At 72.8% G+C, this 16,451-nt stretch carries 13 protein-coding genes; 8 read left to right on the top strand and 5 right to left on the bottom strand.

The window, feature by feature from the left end; genetic code table 11:
- Positions 1–60 precede the first annotated feature (60 nt).
- Positions 61–741 carry a hypothetical protein gene (locus tag ACRQ4C_RS00840; protein ID WP_290133275.1) on the bottom strand — a complete coding sequence of 227 codons (681 nt, stop codon included), beginning with the start codon at positions 739–741 and terminating at the stop codon, positions 61–63.
- A gap of 214 nt (positions 742–955) precedes the next feature.
- Between ACRQ4C_RS00840 and ACRQ4C_RS00835 the strand changes: the two genes are divergently transcribed.
- Positions 956–1,801 carry a phosphotransferase family protein gene (locus tag ACRQ4C_RS00835; protein WP_439689709.1) on the top strand — a complete coding sequence of 282 codons (846 nt, stop codon included), beginning with the start codon at positions 956–958 and terminating at the stop codon, positions 1,799–1,801.
- Between the two features lie 11 nt (positions 1,802–1,812).
- Here the strand turns inward: ACRQ4C_RS00835 and ACRQ4C_RS00830 are convergent, their stop codons facing one another.
- The gene (locus ACRQ4C_RS00830; protein ID WP_439689708.1) at positions 1,813–2,772 is read right to left on the bottom strand and encodes a serine hydrolase; all 960 of its coding nucleotides are present in this window, start codon (positions 2,770–2,772) and stop codon (positions 1,813–1,815) included.
- A complete protein-coding gene (locus tag ACRQ4C_RS00825; protein ID WP_439689707.1) occupies positions 2,772–4,736 on the bottom strand; it encodes a M13 family metallopeptidase in 1,965 nt (654 codons plus the stop codon). Before ACRQ4C_RS00825 ends, ACRQ4C_RS00830 begins: the two co-directional genes overlap by 1 nt.
- A 266-nt stretch (positions 4,737–5,002) precedes the next feature.
- On the opposite strand from ACRQ4C_RS00825, the gene ACRQ4C_RS00820 reads away from it, so the two are divergent.
- Both ACRQ4C_RS00820 and ACRQ4C_RS00815 read left to right on the top strand, forming a co-directional pair.
- Complete coding sequence (locus ACRQ4C_RS00820; RefSeq protein ID WP_439689706.1) at positions 5,003–6,340, top strand: uracil-xanthine permease family protein; 1,338 nt, start codon at positions 5,003–5,005, stop codon at positions 6,338–6,340.
- A 101-nt stretch (positions 6,341–6,441) separates the two neighbouring features.
- A complete protein-coding gene (locus ACRQ4C_RS00815; RefSeq protein ID WP_439690929.1) occupies positions 6,442–7,752 on the top strand; it encodes an MATE family efflux transporter in 1,311 nt (436 codons plus the stop codon).
- 159 nt (positions 7,753–7,911) lie between these two features.
- Here ACRQ4C_RS00815 and ACRQ4C_RS00810 read toward each other — a convergent pair whose 3' ends face one another.
- Positions 7,912–9,033, bottom strand: a complete 1,122-nt coding sequence (locus tag ACRQ4C_RS00810; RefSeq protein ID WP_439689705.1) for a LacI family DNA-binding transcriptional regulator — start codon at positions 9,031–9,033, stop codon at positions 7,912–7,914.
- A 104-nt stretch (positions 9,034–9,137) separates the two neighbouring features.
- Here ACRQ4C_RS00810 and ACRQ4C_RS00805 point away from each other — a divergent pair, with 104 nt between their 5' ends.
- From ACRQ4C_RS00805 to ACRQ4C_RS00785, 5 genes are all read left to right on the top strand, one after another.
- On the top strand, positions 9,138–10,556 hold the full coding sequence (locus ACRQ4C_RS00805) for an MFS transporter (RefSeq protein ID WP_439689704.1): 1,419 nt from the start codon (positions 9,138–9,140) through the stop codon (positions 10,554–10,556).
- Positions 10,557–10,565: 9 nt separating this feature from the next.
- On the top strand, positions 10,566–11,261 hold the full coding sequence (gene nucS, locus ACRQ4C_RS00800; protein ID WP_290133283.1) for an endonuclease NucS: 696 nt from the start codon (positions 10,566–10,568) through the stop codon (positions 11,259–11,261).
- Between the two features lie 198 nt (positions 11,262–11,459).
- Positions 11,460–12,116, top strand: a complete 657-nt coding sequence (locus tag ACRQ4C_RS00795) for an HAD hydrolase-like protein (RefSeq protein WP_439689703.1) — start codon at positions 11,460–11,462, stop codon at positions 12,114–12,116.
- The gene (locus tag ACRQ4C_RS00790) at positions 12,113–13,366 is read left to right on the top strand and encodes an MFS transporter (RefSeq protein WP_439689702.1); all 1,254 of its coding nucleotides are present in this window, start codon (positions 12,113–12,115) and stop codon (positions 13,364–13,366) included. The genes ACRQ4C_RS00795 and ACRQ4C_RS00790 overlap by 4 nt, the downstream gene beginning before the upstream one ends.
- Before the next feature lie 161 nt (positions 13,367–13,527).
- Positions 13,528–15,618 (top strand): ArnT family glycosyltransferase, encoded by a 2,091-nt coding sequence (locus ACRQ4C_RS00785; protein WP_439689701.1) that lies wholly within the window; start codon positions 13,528–13,530, stop codon positions 15,616–15,618.
- Here ACRQ4C_RS00785 and ACRQ4C_RS00780 read toward each other — a convergent pair.
- Positions 15,569–16,402, bottom strand: coding sequence for an NmrA family NAD(P)-binding protein (locus tag ACRQ4C_RS00780; RefSeq protein WP_439689700.1), 834 nt, complete (start codon positions 16,400–16,402; stop codon positions 15,569–15,571). The genes ACRQ4C_RS00785 and ACRQ4C_RS00780 overlap by 50 nt on opposite strands.
- Positions 16,403–16,451: the final 49 nt, after the last annotated feature.

Here is a 16,451-nt window from a genome sequence, read left to right as displayed (position 1 = left end):
CACACGAGAGCGCCGCCCCCGTGGTCCGGGGGCGGCGCTGCTGCGTGGTGGTGCGGGGTGTTACTTGATCTTGGCGGTGATGGTCGCGGTGCCCACGAGCAGGCCGCGCTTGACGGCGTCGGTGCCGAAGGTCTTGTTCAGCAGACCCGCGGCGTCCTCGGACACGTGGACCGTGGTGCCGGTCAGGATCGCGTTGTCGCCCTCGAGCTGCAGCGGCTTGAGGGTGCCGCCCCAGAGCTCGAACAGGTACGCGTTCGCCGCGGCGACCTTGCCGTTGACCAGCACGTCACCGTAGAGCTTGGACGAACCCGGGTTCACCACGAAGTTCTCCAGCGTCACCGTCGTGTCACCGGCCTTGAGCGTCAGCCCCGAGTCGTCGTGGTTGAGCAGCCCCTGCACGTACGGACGGTACGAGCCGTCCGGGTTCCAGTACGTCACCGAACCGGCCGTGATCGGGAACGACACCGACCCGTCCTCGAGCTTGGCGTTGCCCGACACCCCGGGGGTGAGCTTCAGCGCGGTCAGCGCGTCGGTGAAGCCCGAGTCGAGCTTCACCGCGGTCGTGCCACCGAGGACCTCGGGCACCGACGCGACCGGCGCCGGGATCTTCGACGAGCTGGAGGAGACGGTGTGCACCGACGGGGTCGAGGCGTTCGCGGCACCGACACCGAACGCGGCGCCACCGAGGACGAGCGCGCCGGTCGTGGCGAGGGTGATCGTGGTCTTCAGGCTCTTGCGCATGATGTTCTGTCCTTTGCTGTGTCGCGCTCGGCGCGGCGTTCGATGGCGCGCCGAACCGACCCGTCGACGGGTCGAGAACCAGCGATCTGCGGCTGGTGAGCGCTCCGGGTGGTTCCCGGTCTGTGCAGGGGATTCGACGCCCTGCCCGGAGTGGATTGGGACGACTTCTCGCCGTTACCGTTCCGTGACATCGGGCGCTCGCTACCCTTGCCCGGTGACCGCTACGAGCCAGCAGGAACGCGTCGTCGAGCAAGCCGTCGTCGACCGCGGCAGCGCACTGGTCGGACGGCCGCTGCACGCCGTGCGCGTACTCACCGGCGGACAGCACGCCCGCACCGTCCTGGCCGACGACGGCGAGCAGCACGTCGTCGTACGGACCTTCCCACGCGGCGACGACGCCGTCCTCCGCGAGGCGGCGGTGCTCGCACGACTGGAGCCCCTCGGCGTCCTCGCGCCCCGCCTCCTCGCGCACGGCACCGTCGACGGGCTGCCGACCGTCGTCACCTCGGCCCTGCCCGGCTCCGTGCCGCCCGCCGACCTCGACCTCGGATCCGCCGCCGACCAGCTCGGCGCCGCACTCGCACGGGTGCACGAGCTCGATCCGACCGGGCTGCCCGACGACGGACGGGCACCGAACCGCGTCGCGGGCCGTCTGGCCGGTGCTGCGCGCGCCGTCTGGCCGACGACCGACCAGGCTCGCGTGCTCACCCACGGCGACTTCTGGAGCGGGAACGCCGTGTGGCAGGACGACCGTCTCAGCGGGATCGTGGACTGGTCGGGTGCGATGTCGGCTCCTCGTGGCGTCGACGTGGCGTGGTGCCGACAGGACCTCGTGCTGCTGGGCTCGACCGACGCCGCCGACCGGTTCCTCGCCGCGTACGAGCGCGCTGGCGGTGTGCGGGTCCTCGACGTGCACGCCTGGGACGTCTCGGCCGCGGCACGCGCCGACCCGTACGTGGAGACGTGGGCGCCCAACTACGCCGGGATCGGTCGGGAGGACATCACGGCGCGGGTCATCCGGCAGCGGTTCGACGCGTGGGTCCGGCGCCTCCTCGACTGAGACGGTGCCGGTCAGCGGCGAGCGGGCAGGTGCACGGCCTCGAGCACCTCGGTGCCCATCGTGCGCAGGGCATCCACGACCGCCAGTCGCCGCTGCAGGGTGGCGTCGTCGAACGTCACCGTGACCGCGTAGCTCACGGAGGACGCCGGACCGCGGAGGATCCCCGCCTCGGCACGGACCCCGAGCGACGAACCCGTGATCGACACGACCTGCAACCCGTGGTCGAGCGACCGGTGGGCCAGCGGGTCGAGCGCGAAGGAGCCCGCCACGAGGGAGAGGTCGCTCGACAGGGAGAGCCACCCGAGCACCCGGTTCGAGACGGCCTCGTCGACGACCTCCCCGAGCGCCAGCCCGCGGAAGAGCCAGCTCAGCTCACCGGTCGCGGCGACGGAGGCGTCCGGGGCGTCGTCCGGACCGCGACGGTCACGGATGCGGTCGATGAGCGCCGTCCGCTCGATGCCGAGCGACTCGGCTCGCTCACGGACAGCGTCGATGCCGACGGTCGAGAGCAGGGCGTTCATGGCCCAGGCGTCCGCGGTGGCGCCGACCAGGGTCGCGAGGTCCGACACCTGCATGGTGGACTCCTGCAGGAACTGCCACAGGCCGGCGCCCGTCGCGGTGTCCCGGGCCATCCGCTGCAGGCGGTCGCCGTGCAGACCACCGTCCTCGAGCAGTGCAGCGACCTCGATGAGCAGCAGCACCCGCCCGAGGCTCGCGACCGGTTGGACCAAGGTGTCGTCGACCGCGAGCAGCGCCTTGCCGGTCGACGTGTCGATGACGGAGGCACTGACCCCCGCACCGTCCCTCGCCAACGCACCGAGTGCCTCCAGGGTGGCTCCGAAGCGCTCGTCGGCACCGCCACGGTGCCGGCCGTGCGCACGGCCGCCGCTGCCGCCGCGCGATCGGTCGCCGTCGCCGGCCGACCCCTGACGGCGTCGCCGGGACGGCAGAGCCGCGTCCGGCTCGACCATCACCAGATGGCGACGCGCTCGGCCGGGTCGAGGTACATCGAGTCGCCCTCCGTCACGCCGAACGTGTCGTAGAAGCCGTCGATGTTGCGCACGACCTGGTTGCACCGGAACTCGTTCGGGGAGTGCGGGTCGATGCTGAGCAGGCGCGCGGCCTCCTCCGGACGGATCGCCATCCTCCAGGCCTGCGCCCAGCTGAGGAAGAAGCGCTCTGCGCCGCTGAGCCCGTCGACCACCGGCGGCTCCTGACCGTCGAGGGACAGCAGGTACGCCTTCCACGCGATCGAGAGGCCACCGAGATCGCCGATGTTCTCACCGATCGTCAGCGCGCCGTTGACGTGACCGTCGGGGACCTCGGTCGGGACGAGGGCGTCGTACTGCGCGATGAGGGCCTTCGTGCGCTCCTCGAACGCGGCGCGGTCGGCCTCGGTCCACCAGTTCTGCAGGCGACCGTCGCCGTCGTACTGCGACCCCTGGTCGTCGAAGCCGTGACCGATCTCGTGGCCGATCACGGCGCCGATCGCGCCGTAGTTCGCGGCGGGGTCGCGTCCGGCGTCGAAGAACGGGAACTGCAGGATCGCGGCGGGGAACACGATCTCGTTGAAGCCGGGGTTGTAGTACGCGTTGATCGTCTGCGGGGTCATGAACCACTCGTCGCGGTCGATCGGCTTGCCGATCTTGCCGAGCTCACGGTCGACCTGGAAGCTCGCGACGGCGCGGACGTTGCCGATGAGGTCGTCGGCGGAGACCTGCAGCGCCGAGTAGTCGCGCCACTTCACCGGGTAGCCGATCTTCGGCGTGAACTTGTCGAGCTTGTCGAGGGCACGCGCGCGGGTCTCGTCGGTCATCCAGTCGAGACCCGTGATGCTCTGGCGGTAGGCCTCGACGAGGTTCGCGACGAGCTCGTCCATCTCGGCCTTGGAGGTCTCGTCGAAGTGCTCCTGCACGTAGATGCGACCGATCGCCTCGCCCATGGCGCCCTCGACCAGGGAGACGCCGCGCTTCCACCGCTCGCGCTGCTTGGGCGCTCCGGTCAGCGCGGTGCCGTAGAACGAGAAGTTCGTCGCGGAGAACGCGCTGGTCAGGTAGGCCGCCGAGCCGCGGACGACCTGCCAGCGGAGCCAGTCCTTCCACGCTGCGAGCGGCTCGGTGCGCAGCAGTCGCGCGAGCCCGGTGATGAACGACGGCTCGCGGACGACGACGGTCTCGAAGGCACCGGCCGGGGCGTCGATGGCCTCCCACCACTGCCGCAGGTCGATGCCCTCGGCGAGCGCCGCGACCTCGGTCCACGGGAGCTTGTTGTAGGTCTTCTGGCTGTCGCGCGTGGTGACGTTGTCCCAGTGCTCGGCGGCGAGGGCGGTCTCCAGGCCGATCACGTTGTCGCTGCGGTCGCCCGCGTCGTCGAAGCCCGCGAGCGGGAACATCGCGGCGACGAACTCGCGGTACTTCGTGCGGATGTCGGCGAAGCGGTCCTCGCGGTAGTACGACTCGTCGGGCAGTCCGAGGCCGCTCTGCTCGAGGAACACGACGTAGGACTCGGGGTCACCCGGGTCGTTGTCGACGAACAGCTGGAGGAAGCTCGGCAGCCCGAGGCGCTCGAAGCGGCCGACCATGCGGACGACGTCCTCGACCGTTTCGACCGTGTCGACCTCGGCGAGCAGGGGCTCGATCGGGCCGGTGCCCAGCTCCTCGAGGTGCGTCTCGTCGGTGAAGGAGGTGTAGAGGTCGCCGACCTTGCGCTCCTCCGTGCCCGGGGCTGCCTGCTGGGAGCGCTCGACGATGTCGCGGACGGCGAGCTCAGCCGACTCGGCGAGGACGGTGAACGACCCGTACCGCGCCTTGTCGTCGGGGATCGGGGTGGCGGCGACCCATGTGCCGTTGACGTGCCGGTAGAGGTCGTCCTGTGGGCGCACACCGGCGTCGAGCTCGTCGGTGTGGATGCCGGAGGTGCTTGCGACGTCGGTCATGCCGTCCACGATAGCCACCGTTGCCCTGTGCGCGGGCGCTCAGTGCCGGCGTCGGCCGCGGCGCCCGGACGACCGTCCGACGCCGAGGAGCACCGCCCCTGCTGCGAGCAGCCCGGCGGCAGCGGCGAGCGGTCCCGCGGGCTCCGTCCCCGGACGGGACGGTGCACGGGCGACTCCTCGGTGGTACGTCACACACCATATACAACTTTTCCACAGTCGGCGCGGGTCCTCGTCACGTGGGTCCCGGTGCCACTACCGTTTCCCGCATGGGACTCCCTTGGAAGCTGCACGGCGACGGCCGCACCGTCTCGGCGACGACGATCGTGGCCCCCGACGAGCGCCTCGGCTGGGGACGGACCGTCGGCCTCGGCGTGCAGCACGTCGTGGCGATGTTCGGCGCCACCTTCCTCGTCCCGCTCATCACCGGTTTCCCGCCGTCGACGACCCTGCTGTTCAGCGGCATCGGGACGATCCTGTTCCTGCTCATCACCGGCAACCGCCTGCCGAGCTACCTCGGTTCGTCGTTCGCGTTCCTCGCACCGATCGGCGCCGCCACGAAGATCGGCGGCATCCCGCTCGCCCTGTCGGGGATCATCGTCGTCGGGGCGCTGCTCGCGGTCGTCGGACTCGTGGTGCACCTCGCCGGCGCCGGGTGGATCGACCGGGTGATGCCGCCGGTGGTGTCCGGTGCGATCGTCGCCCTCATCGGGTTCAACCTCGCGCCCGCCGCACGCGACAACTTCGTCAAGGCGCCGGTCATCGCGCTGATCACCCTGCTCGCCATCATCCTCGTGACCGTCCTGTTCAAGGGGCTCATCGGGCGGCTCTCCATCGTCATCGGCGTCGTCGTCGGCTACGTCGCGGCGGTCATCGCGGGCGAGGTCGACTTCTCGAAGGTGGCGGCGGCGCCGTGGATCGGTCTGCCGACGTTCACCGCCCCGGCCTTCGACGCCGGCCAGCTCGCGATCTACCTCGGCTTCGTGCCGGTCGTCCTGGCTCTGGTCGCCGAGAACGTCGGCCACGTGAAGGGCGTGGGACAGCTCACCGGCCGCGACCTCACCCCGCTCACCGGGCGTGCGCTGTTCGCGGACGGGGTGTCGACGGTCCTCGCGGGCATCGGCGGCGGATCCGCGACGACGACCTACGGCGAGAACATCGGCGTGATGGCCGCCACCCGCGTGTTCTCGACCGCGGCGTACTGGGTCGCGGCGATCGTCGCGGTCCTGCTCGGACTCTCCCCGAAGATCGGTGTCCTGATCTCGTCGGTCCCCGCGGGGGTGCTCGGCGGAGCGACGACCGCGCTCTACGGCCTCATCGGGATCATCGGCATCCGGATCTGGGTCGAGAACAAGGTCGACTTCGCGAAGCCGAAGAACCAGCTCACGGCGGGGATCGCGCTCATCATGGGCATCGCGGACTTCACGTTCTCGTTCGGCAGCGCGACGTTCGGCGGGATCATCGTCGGCACGGTCGCTGCGATCGTGGTGTACCACGTGATGGACCTGATCGGCCGGGCCCGCGGGACGGACCCGGCGACGCCTGCGGCGTCGGACGCGGCCTACGCCGCGACCGGTGCGGTCCCCGCAGAGCCGCGCGCCGACTGAGACGCCGGCACGGGACGGACGGGAGGCTCGTCGCCGGCCCGCCCCGAGCCTCCCGTGCGAGCCGCGCGAGCCGCGCGACCCGTCAAGATGGTCCGGTGCACCTGAGGACCGAGACCCGTCGAGTCGACCGGGACATCGTCCGACTCACCGTGCCCGCGCTCGGCGCGCTCGTCGTCGAACCGCTGTTCCTGCTCACCGACACCGCCCTCGTCGGGCACCTCGGCCAGACGCCGCTCGCAGCGGTCGGTCTGGCGAGTGCCGTCCTCCAGACCGTCACGGGGCTGCTCGTCTTCCTCGCGTACTCGACCACCCCTGCGGTCGCGCGGGCCCTCGGCGCCGGTGACCGACGCGGAGCCGTGCACGCGGGCATCGACGGCATGTGGCTCGCCCTCGTGCTCGGGGTCGTGCTCGCTCTCGTCGGGTGGCCCCTCGCGGCACCGCTCGTCGATGCGTTCGGCGCTGCGCCGGAGGTCTCGGCGGCAGCGACGGCGTACCTCACGCTGTCGCTCGTCGGACTGCCGGGGATCCTCGTGGTGACGGCGTCCACCGGGCTCCTGCGCGGACTGCAGGACACGCGGACCCCCCTCGTGGTCGCGACCGTCGGGTTCGTCGCGAACGGGCTGCTCAACGCGGTCCTCATCTACGGCGCGGGCTGGGGCGTCGAGGGTTCGGCGGCCGGGACGGTCGTCGTGCAGTGGGCGATGGCCGCCGTCTACGTGGTGATCGCGGTGCGGGCAGCCCGGGCGTCCGGTGCCCCGCTGCGCCCTGGCGCCTCGGGGGTGGCACGCGCGCTCCGGTCGGGGGCGTGGCTGTTCCTCCGCACCGCCTCGCTCCGGATCGCCATGCTCGCGACGGTGTCGGTGGCGGCGGGACTCGGCACCACGGGGCTCGCCACGACGCAGGTCGGGCTCACCGTGTTCTCGACGCTGGCGTTCGCGCTCGACGCCCTCGCGATCGCAGGGCAGGCCCTCGTCGGCCACGGACTCGGAGCGCGCGATCCCGACCGGGTGCGGCTCGTGACCGGCCGGCTGGTGCTGCTCGGGATCGTGGGCGGCGTCGTGCTCGGACTCCTGACCGCGGCGGTGAGCGGCGTGCTCGGGCCGGTGTTCTCGGGCTCGAGCGCGGTGCAGCAGGCACTCCCCCTGGTGCTGGTGATCGTCGCGGTGGGGATGCCGGTCGCCGGGTACGTGTTCGTGCTGGACGGGGTGCTCATCGGCGCCGGGGACGCGCGGTACCTGGCACTCGCGGGCGGCGTGAACCTCGTCGTGTACCTGCCGCTGCTGTGGTGGGCGGGCGGGACACTCGCAGGGCTCTGGGCTGCGTTCGCGCTCGGGTACATCGGCGTGCGCGCGGTGACGCTCGGGGTGCGGGCGCACCGGCGGGGCTGGATCGAGGTGGCGCTGGCCCGTTGAGCGGCGGCGTCCGCGCGCCCTGGTGAGGGCGCGCGGGTGCCGTGCCAGCGACAGATGTGCCGTGTCGCTCTCGCGAGAGCGAGAAGAACCGTGCGGATCCCCGCGGCAGACTGTCGCTTTCGCGGAAACGACGATCGCCGGCGCGTTCCGCGCACCGCGTCAGTGCGCGGGCGGCGGGGCCGTCGTGTCGCCGATGCGGAGCTCGGAGCGGAAGGCAGCGGGCTGGGCCGGAGCCCCCTCGAGCATGGCGATCGCCGCCCGGGCCGCGGCCTGGCCCTTCTGCACGAACGGCTGGACCAGCGTGGTCAGCTGCCGGATCGGGGTGCGGTGGAACAGGCTGTCGTCGACGGGGATGCCGTCGAACCCCACGACGCTGACGTCCTCGGGCACGCGGAGTCCGGCATCGAGCGCCGCCGAGATCACCCCGACCGCGAGGACGTCGCTCTGCACGACCACCGCGGTGGGCCGAGGCCCGTCGGGGGCGAAGAGGGCGGCCCCGACGATGCGGCCCTCCTCGACCGAGCTGCCGGCCGCCTCGTGCGCCGGCGCGGACGGGAAGACCCCGCGGACCCCGCGCAGGCGTTCGAGCGAGGTGTGCGCGATGCCCTCGGCCTCACGTCCGGGGCTGATCGGCCCGCGTCGGTGGGTGCCGTCGAGCGGCAGCGTCACGACGAGGACGTCGGTGTGGCCGAGGTCACGGAGGAAGGCAGCGGCGCGGCGCGAGGCCTCCCGGTTGTCGAGCTGCACGGGGACCGCGCCCTCGATGTCGTCCGCCTCGATGGCGACGACGGGGATGTTCCGACGGCGGAGGACGGCGACCGCTGGATCGATCCGGACGTTGCACCCGATGAGCACCACCGCGTCCACCGGGGCGTCGACGAGCGGTCCCACCAACCCGGCGTCGTCGAGCGGGCTGCGGACGAGGAGCAGGGAGGTCCCCGCCTCGCCGGCGACCTCGGCGATGCCGTCGAGCGTGAGGACGTTCACCGGGTCACGGAAGGCGTCGCTCAGCCGCTCGTCCATCACCACGCCGATGACCCCGGACCGACCTCGGCGGAGGGAGCGCGCACGTGGGTCGGGGCCGCCGTAGCCGAGTTCCGCGGCGGCCGCGAGCACGCGCTCGCGGGCTTCGTCCGAGACCGGGCCGGCACCGCTGAACGCGAGCGACGCGGTCGAGGGTGCCACGCCGGCGGCCCGTGCGACCGCGGCCAGGGTCGGGCGCGCGACACGACTGCCCGTCGTGGGTCGCGCCGCGCCGTTCGCGGTTGCCGGTTCGTCCATCGCCCGTTAGCGTAATCGTCAACGGCGGTCGAATCGATTCGACCAGCGGCCCGACACGCAAGACGACGCGGGACCCCACCCAGCACGAGACCCGGAAGAGCACCATGACGACGACGTCCGCACGCACCGCACCGACCACCCGGGCGTGGATCACCGCCGTGTTCGTGGCCTTCACGATGTCCGGCCTCGCGATCGCCACGTGGCTCGGTCGGATCCCGAGCGTCCGCGACTCCCTCGGCGCGACCACCTTCGAGATGGGCCTGCTCGTGCTCGGCATGGCGGTGGGCTCGATCGGCGGCCTCACGTTCGCCGGGCACATCGTCGCCAAGGTCGGCGCCCGTCGGGGTGTGCAGGTCGCGTCGGTCTGCCTCGCGGCCGGGATCGTCTTCGCCGGGTTCGCCGTCACCTTCGGCTGGGGCTTCGCCACGATCTGGATCGGCCTCGTCGCCTTCGGCTTCGGCAACGGCCTCGTGGACGTCTCGATGAACGTCTCCGGCGCAGCCGCCGAGAAGGCCGGTGGCCGCACGATCATGCCGCTCTTCCACGCCGCGTTCAGCGTCGGGACGCTCGCAGGTGCCGGCCTCGGCGCCCTGACCGAGGCGCTCGACGTCCCGGTGGTCCTGCACTTCGCGGTCCTCGGTGTGGTGATTTGCCTCGTCATGCTCGCCGCCGCCTCGCGCTTCGGCGACGAGCACCGGTACGAGGAGCACGAAGACACCGAGACCAGCCCGACCCCGGTGCAGCTCACCCGCTGGCAGGTGTGGGCGCAGCCGTCCACGCTCCTCATCGGCGTGATCGTGCTCGGTATGGCGCTGGCCGAGGGGTCCGCGAACGACTGGCTGCCCCTCGCCATGATCGACGGCCACGGCCTCGACAACGCCGCCGGTTCCGCGGTGCTCACGGTGTTCCTCGCTGCGATGACCGCCGGGCGCATCGCCGGCAGCCCGCTCATCGACCGGTTCGGCCGTGTCCCCGTGCTCCGGGTGAGCGCCGCCGTCGCCGTCGTCGGACTCGGCCTGCTCATCTTCGTCGACGTCATCCCGATCGCGATCGTCGGCGTGGTCCTGTGGGGCCTCGGGGCGAGCCTCGGCTTCCCGATGGGCATGTCCGCCGCCGCCGACGACCCCCGTTCCGCAGCGCTCAAGGTCAGCGCCGTCGCGACGATCGGGTACGTGGCGTTCCTCGCCGGCCCGCCGCTGATCGGCTTCCTCGGCGAGCACATCGGGCTGCTCGGCGCCCTGCTCGTGGTGTTCGTCTTCATCATCGCCGCGGGCCTGGCGTCCGGTGCCGCCCGCGAGACCGGCGCGGCCGCCGAGACCCTGCGCAGGCGGCGGGCCGGCGGCGACCGCCGCGCCGACGGTGCGCACGGGGCCGCACCCGGCCACCAGGCACCCGACCACCAGAGGGACGCGACGCAGCGCGGCGGAGGCGAGCCGCGCCTCCAGGCCGACCGCCCGGACCACGCGACGGACGACACGATGGCAGACCCGGCGTCGTCGGGCGGGGCACGCACCGACCGTTAGGATCGCCGGGTGCGTCTCGTCATCGCCCGCTGCTCCGTGGACTACGCGGGGCGACTCTCGGCCCACCTCCCGCTCGCCACGCGCCTGCTCATGCTCAAGGCGGACGGTTCGCTGCTCGTGCACTCCGACGGCGGCAGCTACAAGCCGCTGAACTGGATGAGCCCGCCCTGCTCGATCGAGATGGGCGAGCCGAGCGAGGAGCAAGCCGAGGCCGGCATCACGCAGGTCTGGACGGTGACGCAGAAGAAGACGCAGGACAAGCTCGTCGTCAGCCTGTACGAGGTCATCGCGGACGAGACCCACGACCTCGGCGTCGACCCTGGTCTCGTGAAGGACGGCGTCGAGGCCCACCTGCAGCAGCTCCTCGCCGAGCAGATCGAGCTCCTGGGCGACGGGCACACCCTCGTCCGCCGCGAGTACATGACCGCGATCGGGCCGGTCGACATCCTGGCGCGGGACGACGCGGGGGCGAGCGTCGCGGTCGAGATGAAGCGGAACGCGAACATCGACGCGGTCGAGCAGCTCACCCGGTACCTCGAGCTGATGAACCGCGACCCGCTGCTCCGTCCGGTGCAGGGCGTCCTCGCGGCGCAGACGGTGGCGCCGCAGGCCCGCACCCTGGCCGAGGACCGCGGCATCCGCGTCCTGGTGCTCGACTACGACGCGATGCGCGGCATCGAGGGCGGGCACACCCGCCTGTTCTGACGCGCGGGTCTGCCGGCAACAGGGTCGCGAAACGCGCGCGTTCCGACATCGCGCGCGTCGATCGACGGGTGCAACGTCGAAACGCGCGCGTTTCGTGGACCCCGCTCACCCGCAGCCGGGAGGCACGGTGCGGGTCCGCCCCGTCGCCGACGGCGGCCGCGTGGTCGTCTCCACGGCCCCGGCTAGGCTGGGTGGGACATGACGCGCCCGTTCACCGCCATCCTCTTCGACCTCGACGGCACCATCAGCGACTCCGCTCCGGGCATCCTCGAGAGCATGACGCACACCTTCACCACCGTGGGCGTCCCCGTGCCGGACCACGCGACGCTCATGTCGTTCGTGGGCCCGCCGATCCTCGACACCTTCCACGACGCGATGGGCATGGACGCCGCGCAGGCCGAGCACACCCTCGCCGTGTACCGCGAGCACTACCTCTCGCACGGCGCCCTCGACTCGGCGATGTTCGAAGGGATCGACGTCGTGCTCCACACGCTGCACGAGGCCGGGTTGCCGATCTCGACCGCGACGAGCAAGCCGGAGACCCCGGCGACGTACATCCTCGAGCACTACGGCCTGACCGGGGACATCGACATCATCACCGGCGCGAGCGACGACGAGGTCCGCAGCTCGAAGGCCGACGTCGTCGCGGAGGCGCTGCGCCGACTCGACGCCCGCGGGTTCGACGTCAGCCGTCCCGTGTTGATCGGCGACCGCAAGCACGACGTCGAGGGCGCAGCGGTCCACGGCGTGCCGACGATCTTCGCGGAGTGGGGCTACGGCTCGCCGGAGGAGGCCGAGGGCACCGTCGCCCGGGCCGCGACCCCGCTCGACCTCCTGCCGATCCTGCTCCCGTGACGGGCGCCGTCCGCACCGGGCTCCGTGGGGCCGCGTGGCTGCTCCCCGCCGCCGTCGTCCTCATCGCCCTGAACTTCCGCGGCCCGATCGTCGCGACCGCCCCGGTCATCGGTGACGTGCGCGCCGACCTCGGGCTGACCGCGAGCATCGCCGGTCTCCTGACGACCATCCCGGTGCTCTGCTTCGCACTCGCGACACCGTTCGCGAGCTGGGTGATCGCGAAGGCGGACCCCGAGCGCGCGGTGTCGCTCTCGCTCGTGGTCGTCCTCGCGGGCACGGTCGTCCGGTCGCTGCCCTCGTCGGTGGCGCTGCTCGTCGGCACCGCGGTCATCGGCATCGGCATCACGATCGGCAACGTCGTGATCCCGGTGGTCATCCGGCGGGACACCTCCCCGGAGCGGGTCGGACTCGTCACGGGCGTGTACACCTCGGCGCTCAACGTCGGGTCGATGATCACCTCGCTCGGGACGGCACCGATCGCCGCGGTCTGGGGCTGGCCGATCGCGATCGCGATCTGGGGTGTGCTCGCAGTCCTCGCCGGCATCGGCTGGACGTACACCGTCGGGGCTCGGGCGGCCTGGCGTCGGCCGGTCGCGGTCGAGCCCGTCGTGGAGACCGGACCGATCGACCAGGTGCTCGGCACGGGGTCGATCCGGACCGTCGACGGCGGTGCGGGAACGACCCCTGTCCGTCCGGCTCGGCGACTCATCACCTGGGGGCTCACGCTGGCGTTCGGCGGGCAGGCGTTCTCGTACTACGCCCTCACCGCATGGATCCCGACGCTGCTGCACGACGAGATCGGCTTCTCGAAGGAGTCCTCGGGCGCGAGCTCGTCGGTCTTCCAGATCCTCGCCGTCGTCGGGGCGCTCGGCGTCCCGCTGCTCGCGACCCGGTGGCGTCCACGGGCGATCATCGCGCTCGTCGCGTTCCTCTGGCTCGCGATGCCGCTCGGGCTGCTGTTCGCGCCGCAGCTCTGGTTGCTCTGGTCGGTCCTCGGCGGCGCGGCGCAGGGCGGCGGCATCACGGTCATCTTCATCGTCATCGTCCGGATCGTCTCGAGTGACGCCGATGCCCGGCGGATGTCGGCGTTCGTGCAGGGCGGCGGGTACCTCCTCGGGAGCGCCGGACCGCTCGTGGCCGGGTCCCTGCACGGAGCCACGGGCGACTGGACGGCGCCGCTGCTCGTCGTCCTCGTGGCCGTGCTGACCCTCGGCGTCGCGGGCACGATCTCGGCGCGTCGGGTCGACTGACCGGTCCTCGGCGTCGGCTGAGCTTCCGGTCAGTCGAGGCCGCACGCGGGCTGGACGTTGCCCGGACGAACCGCACGTCGGCTCAGCGCAGGCTCCGGCTTCGCGGCATGCTGGCGGCAGCGTCGCGGCACACCGTCACCCGGCAGCGCGAGGGTCCAGGGGTGGACACCCGACGTCCGGCCCGGTGGGCCGACCAACACCCCGCGGCGCGGGTCGCACTGCTCCTCGTCCTGACCGGCTCCACGGTGCTGCTCGGGTGGAACCTCGCCCGCGGCGGCGATGCGCCCTTCTACGCGGCGGCCGCCCGCTCGATGTCCGGATCGTGGCACGCGCTGTGGTCCGGGTCCTTCGACCCCTCGGGGACGGTGACGCTCGACAAGCTCAGCGGGTTCCTCGTCCCGCAGGCACTGAGCATCCGGCTGTTCGGCGACTCCACCTCGGCCCTCGCGCTGCCGCAGGTCGTCGAGGGACTCGTCACGGTGTGGGCGTGCTCGGTCGTCGGCCTCCGCTGGGCCGGTGCCGGGACGGGACTCGTCGCCGCCCTCGCCGCCGCCAGCACGCCGATCTTCGTGTCCGTGTTCGCGCACCCGATGGAGGACGCACTCGTCACGGCCGCACTCGCCGTCGCCCTGCTCTGTTGGCAGCGTGCCGCGATCACCGGGACGTGGTGGCCGCTCGTGGCATCCGGCCTCGCGGTCGGGGTGGGGTTCCAGGCGAAGATGCTGCAGGCGTGGTTCATCCTGCCCGCACTGGTGGCCGGCGCACTGCTCGCGGACGCCCGGCCCGACGGACGACGGTGGAGCGTGTGGATGCGGCTCGGGCGGTCCGCGGTGCTCGGTACCGTCGCCGTCGCGGCCTCGCTCGTGTGGATCGTCTGGCTCGCCGCGACGCCCGCCGGGGCACGGCCCGTCGTGGACGGCTCGACGGACGACGACCCGTGGGCGATGGTGTTCGGCTACAACGGGCTCGACCGCTTCCGACCGGGGACGTTCCCGGGGTCGGTCGCCGTGCACCCCTCGGCCACGCCGGCGCCGTCCGGTGACCCGGGCGGGCTGACGAAGCTGCTCGAGCCGCACCTCGGCTCGCAGGTGTCGTGGCTGCTGCCGGCAGCGCTCTTCGCCGTCCTCGTCGGAGCCGTCGTGGTGTGCATCCGACGGCGCGACCGGGCCGCGCTGGTCCTCGGCGGCGCGCTCGACACCCGCGCCGGTGCCGTCACGCTCGTCGTCGTGACGGTCTGGCTCGCGACCGCGGCCGCCGTGCTCTCGGTGGCCCGGATCCCGCACACCGCCTACGTCGCCGCGGTCGGCGTCCAGCTCGCGGTCCTCGCCGCCGTCGGCTGGTGCGGGGCGGTCGGCCTGGCGCGCTCCCGGTCCGCATGGCTGCGCGCCCTGCCGCTCGTCCTCGCCGTCGGGCAGGAGGCTTGGTGGCTCTTCCTCGCGCACGGCGCCGGTGAGCCGACCGTCCTCGCCCACGCGGCGCACGTCGTCGCGAACGCGAGAGTCGTCGCGGCGGTCGTGGCACTGCTCTGGCGGCCACGGCAGGTCGCGGGGGGACCGTCGGGGCTGCACCGTGCCTCCCGTGCGGTGATCGCGACCGCCACCGGACTGGCCCTCGTGGCGGGGCCGGCCGCCTTCTCGCTCCAGGCGCTCGACGCGGCACGCGACGGCAGTGGACTCGACGCGTCGGTGGGGCGCACGGCCGACGCGGCGGAGCGCTTCCGTGTCTCGTCGCCGGACTGGCGCGGCGGCGAGCCGACCGCCTACTCGGTCGCGCTCCGCCGGCTCGTCGCGCTCTCGGAGCGCATCGACGGCCCCCGCCACGGCGTGCCGCTGTTCCTCACGGACACGTGGCGGCTGTCCTCCCGCGTCATCTCGGCGACGGGGCTGCCGGTCCTGACCGACGGCGGCTTCTCCGGGACCGTCGCGGTGTTCACGACGCACCAGATCCGGGAGCGGATCGACCACGGACTCCGCGTGGTCGTCGTGCGGGAGGGCACCCGTCTCGGCGACCCGGTGCTCCGCGCGGTGCTGCTCGGCGGGTGCCGGACCGTCGGGGACGTCCTCCCGGGCAGGCACCACACCCGCGGGCGCTGGGCCATCGCCGGACTGCGGTGGTCGGTGTGGCGCTGCGGGCTGTCGGGACCCTCGGTCGGCAGCGTGCTCGTGCACCCGGCCGACGGCCACGGCCGGGTCGAGCTGCTCGTCAGGCCTGCTCGAGCACCTCGCGCAGGGACATCGGCCGGCGCCCGGTGACGCGCTCGACGTCGCCCGAGACGTGTGCGAGCGCCCCCTCGGCGATCGCCGTGTAGGTGCTCACCCAGGCATCGGCCTGCCACGGCGCCGGTTCCCACCGAGCGCGGGAGGCGTACGCCTCGTCGAGGGTCTCCGAGTGGTACGTCACGCCGCGCCCGCGGACCTCCGACACCGTCGCCGCGGCCTGCGCGAGGGTGATCGCGGCCGGTCCCGTCAGTTCGTACGTGCGGTCGAGGTGCGACGTCGGCGCCTGCAGCACGGCCGTCGCGACACGAGCGACGTCGGCGCGCGCGACCGCGGCCATCGCGCCGTCCGCCGCCGGCCCGCGGATCACGCCGTCCTCGCCGACGAGGTCCTCGACGAAGTCGAGGTAGAACGAGTCGCGGAGGAACGTGTGCGCCATCGAGGTCGCCCGGATCGCCTGCTCCGTCGCCCAGTGGTCGCGGCCGAGCGTGAACGTCGCGTCCGCGGCCGCACCGACGAACGAGGTGTAGACGACGTGGCGCACCCCGGCCGTCGCGGCGGCGCCGACGAAGGTGCGGTGCTGCGCGAGGCGGTCCTCGGCCTCGGCACCGGACACCATGAGCAGCAGGTCCACGCCCTCGAGCGCGGCGCGTGCGGCCCCGGCGTCGTCGTAGGAGGCGACCGCGAGCTCGGTGCCGGGGAGCTGCGGCGCACGGGAGGCGTCCCGCACGATCATGCGGAAGGGCACGTCGGCCGCGGCGAGCGCGCGGGCGACGGCGCCGCCGATGTTGCCGGTGGCCCCGGTGACGGCGATGGTCATGGTCGGTCCTCTCGTGGGGTGCGGGGCCGGCCGGCGCGCGTCGGTCGGG

The organism is Curtobacterium sp. SP.BCp, from assembly GCF_051903255.1.
In the GTDB taxonomy this organism is placed as follows: domain Bacteria; phylum Actinomycetota; class Actinomycetes; order Actinomycetales; family Microbacteriaceae; genus Curtobacterium.
This window is presented reverse-complemented; position numbering and strand designations above follow the sequence as displayed.

Coding starts and splice junctions, on each gene's coding strand:
- ACRQ4C_RS00840 (WP_290133275.1), bottom strand. CDS start 741: ATGCGCAAGAGCCTGAAGACCACGATCACCCTCGCCACGACCGGCGCG.
- ACRQ4C_RS00830 (WP_439689708.1), bottom strand. CDS start 2,772: ATGGTCGAGCCGGACGCGGCTCTGCCGTCCCGGCGACGCCGTCAGGGG.
- ACRQ4C_RS00825 (WP_439689707.1), bottom strand. CDS start 4,736: ATGACCGACGTCGCAAGCACCTCCGGCATCCACACCGACGAGCTCGAC.
- ACRQ4C_RS00820 (WP_439689706.1), top strand. CDS start 5,003: ATGGGACTCCCTTGGAAGCTGCACGGCGACGGCCGCACCGTCTCGGCG.
- ACRQ4C_RS00810 (WP_439689705.1), bottom strand. CDS start 9,033: ATGGACGAACCGGCAACCGCGAACGGCGCGGCGCGACCCACGACGGGC.
- ACRQ4C_RS00805 (WP_439689704.1), top strand. CDS start 9,138: ATGACGACGACGTCCGCACGCACCGCACCGACCACCCGGGCGTGGATC.
- ACRQ4C_RS00795 (WP_439689703.1), top strand. CDS start 11,460: ATGACGCGCCCGTTCACCGCCATCCTCTTCGACCTCGACGGCACCATC.
- ACRQ4C_RS00780 (WP_439689700.1), bottom strand. CDS start 16,402: ATGACCATCGCCGTCACCGGGGCCACCGGCAACATCGGCGGCGCCGTC.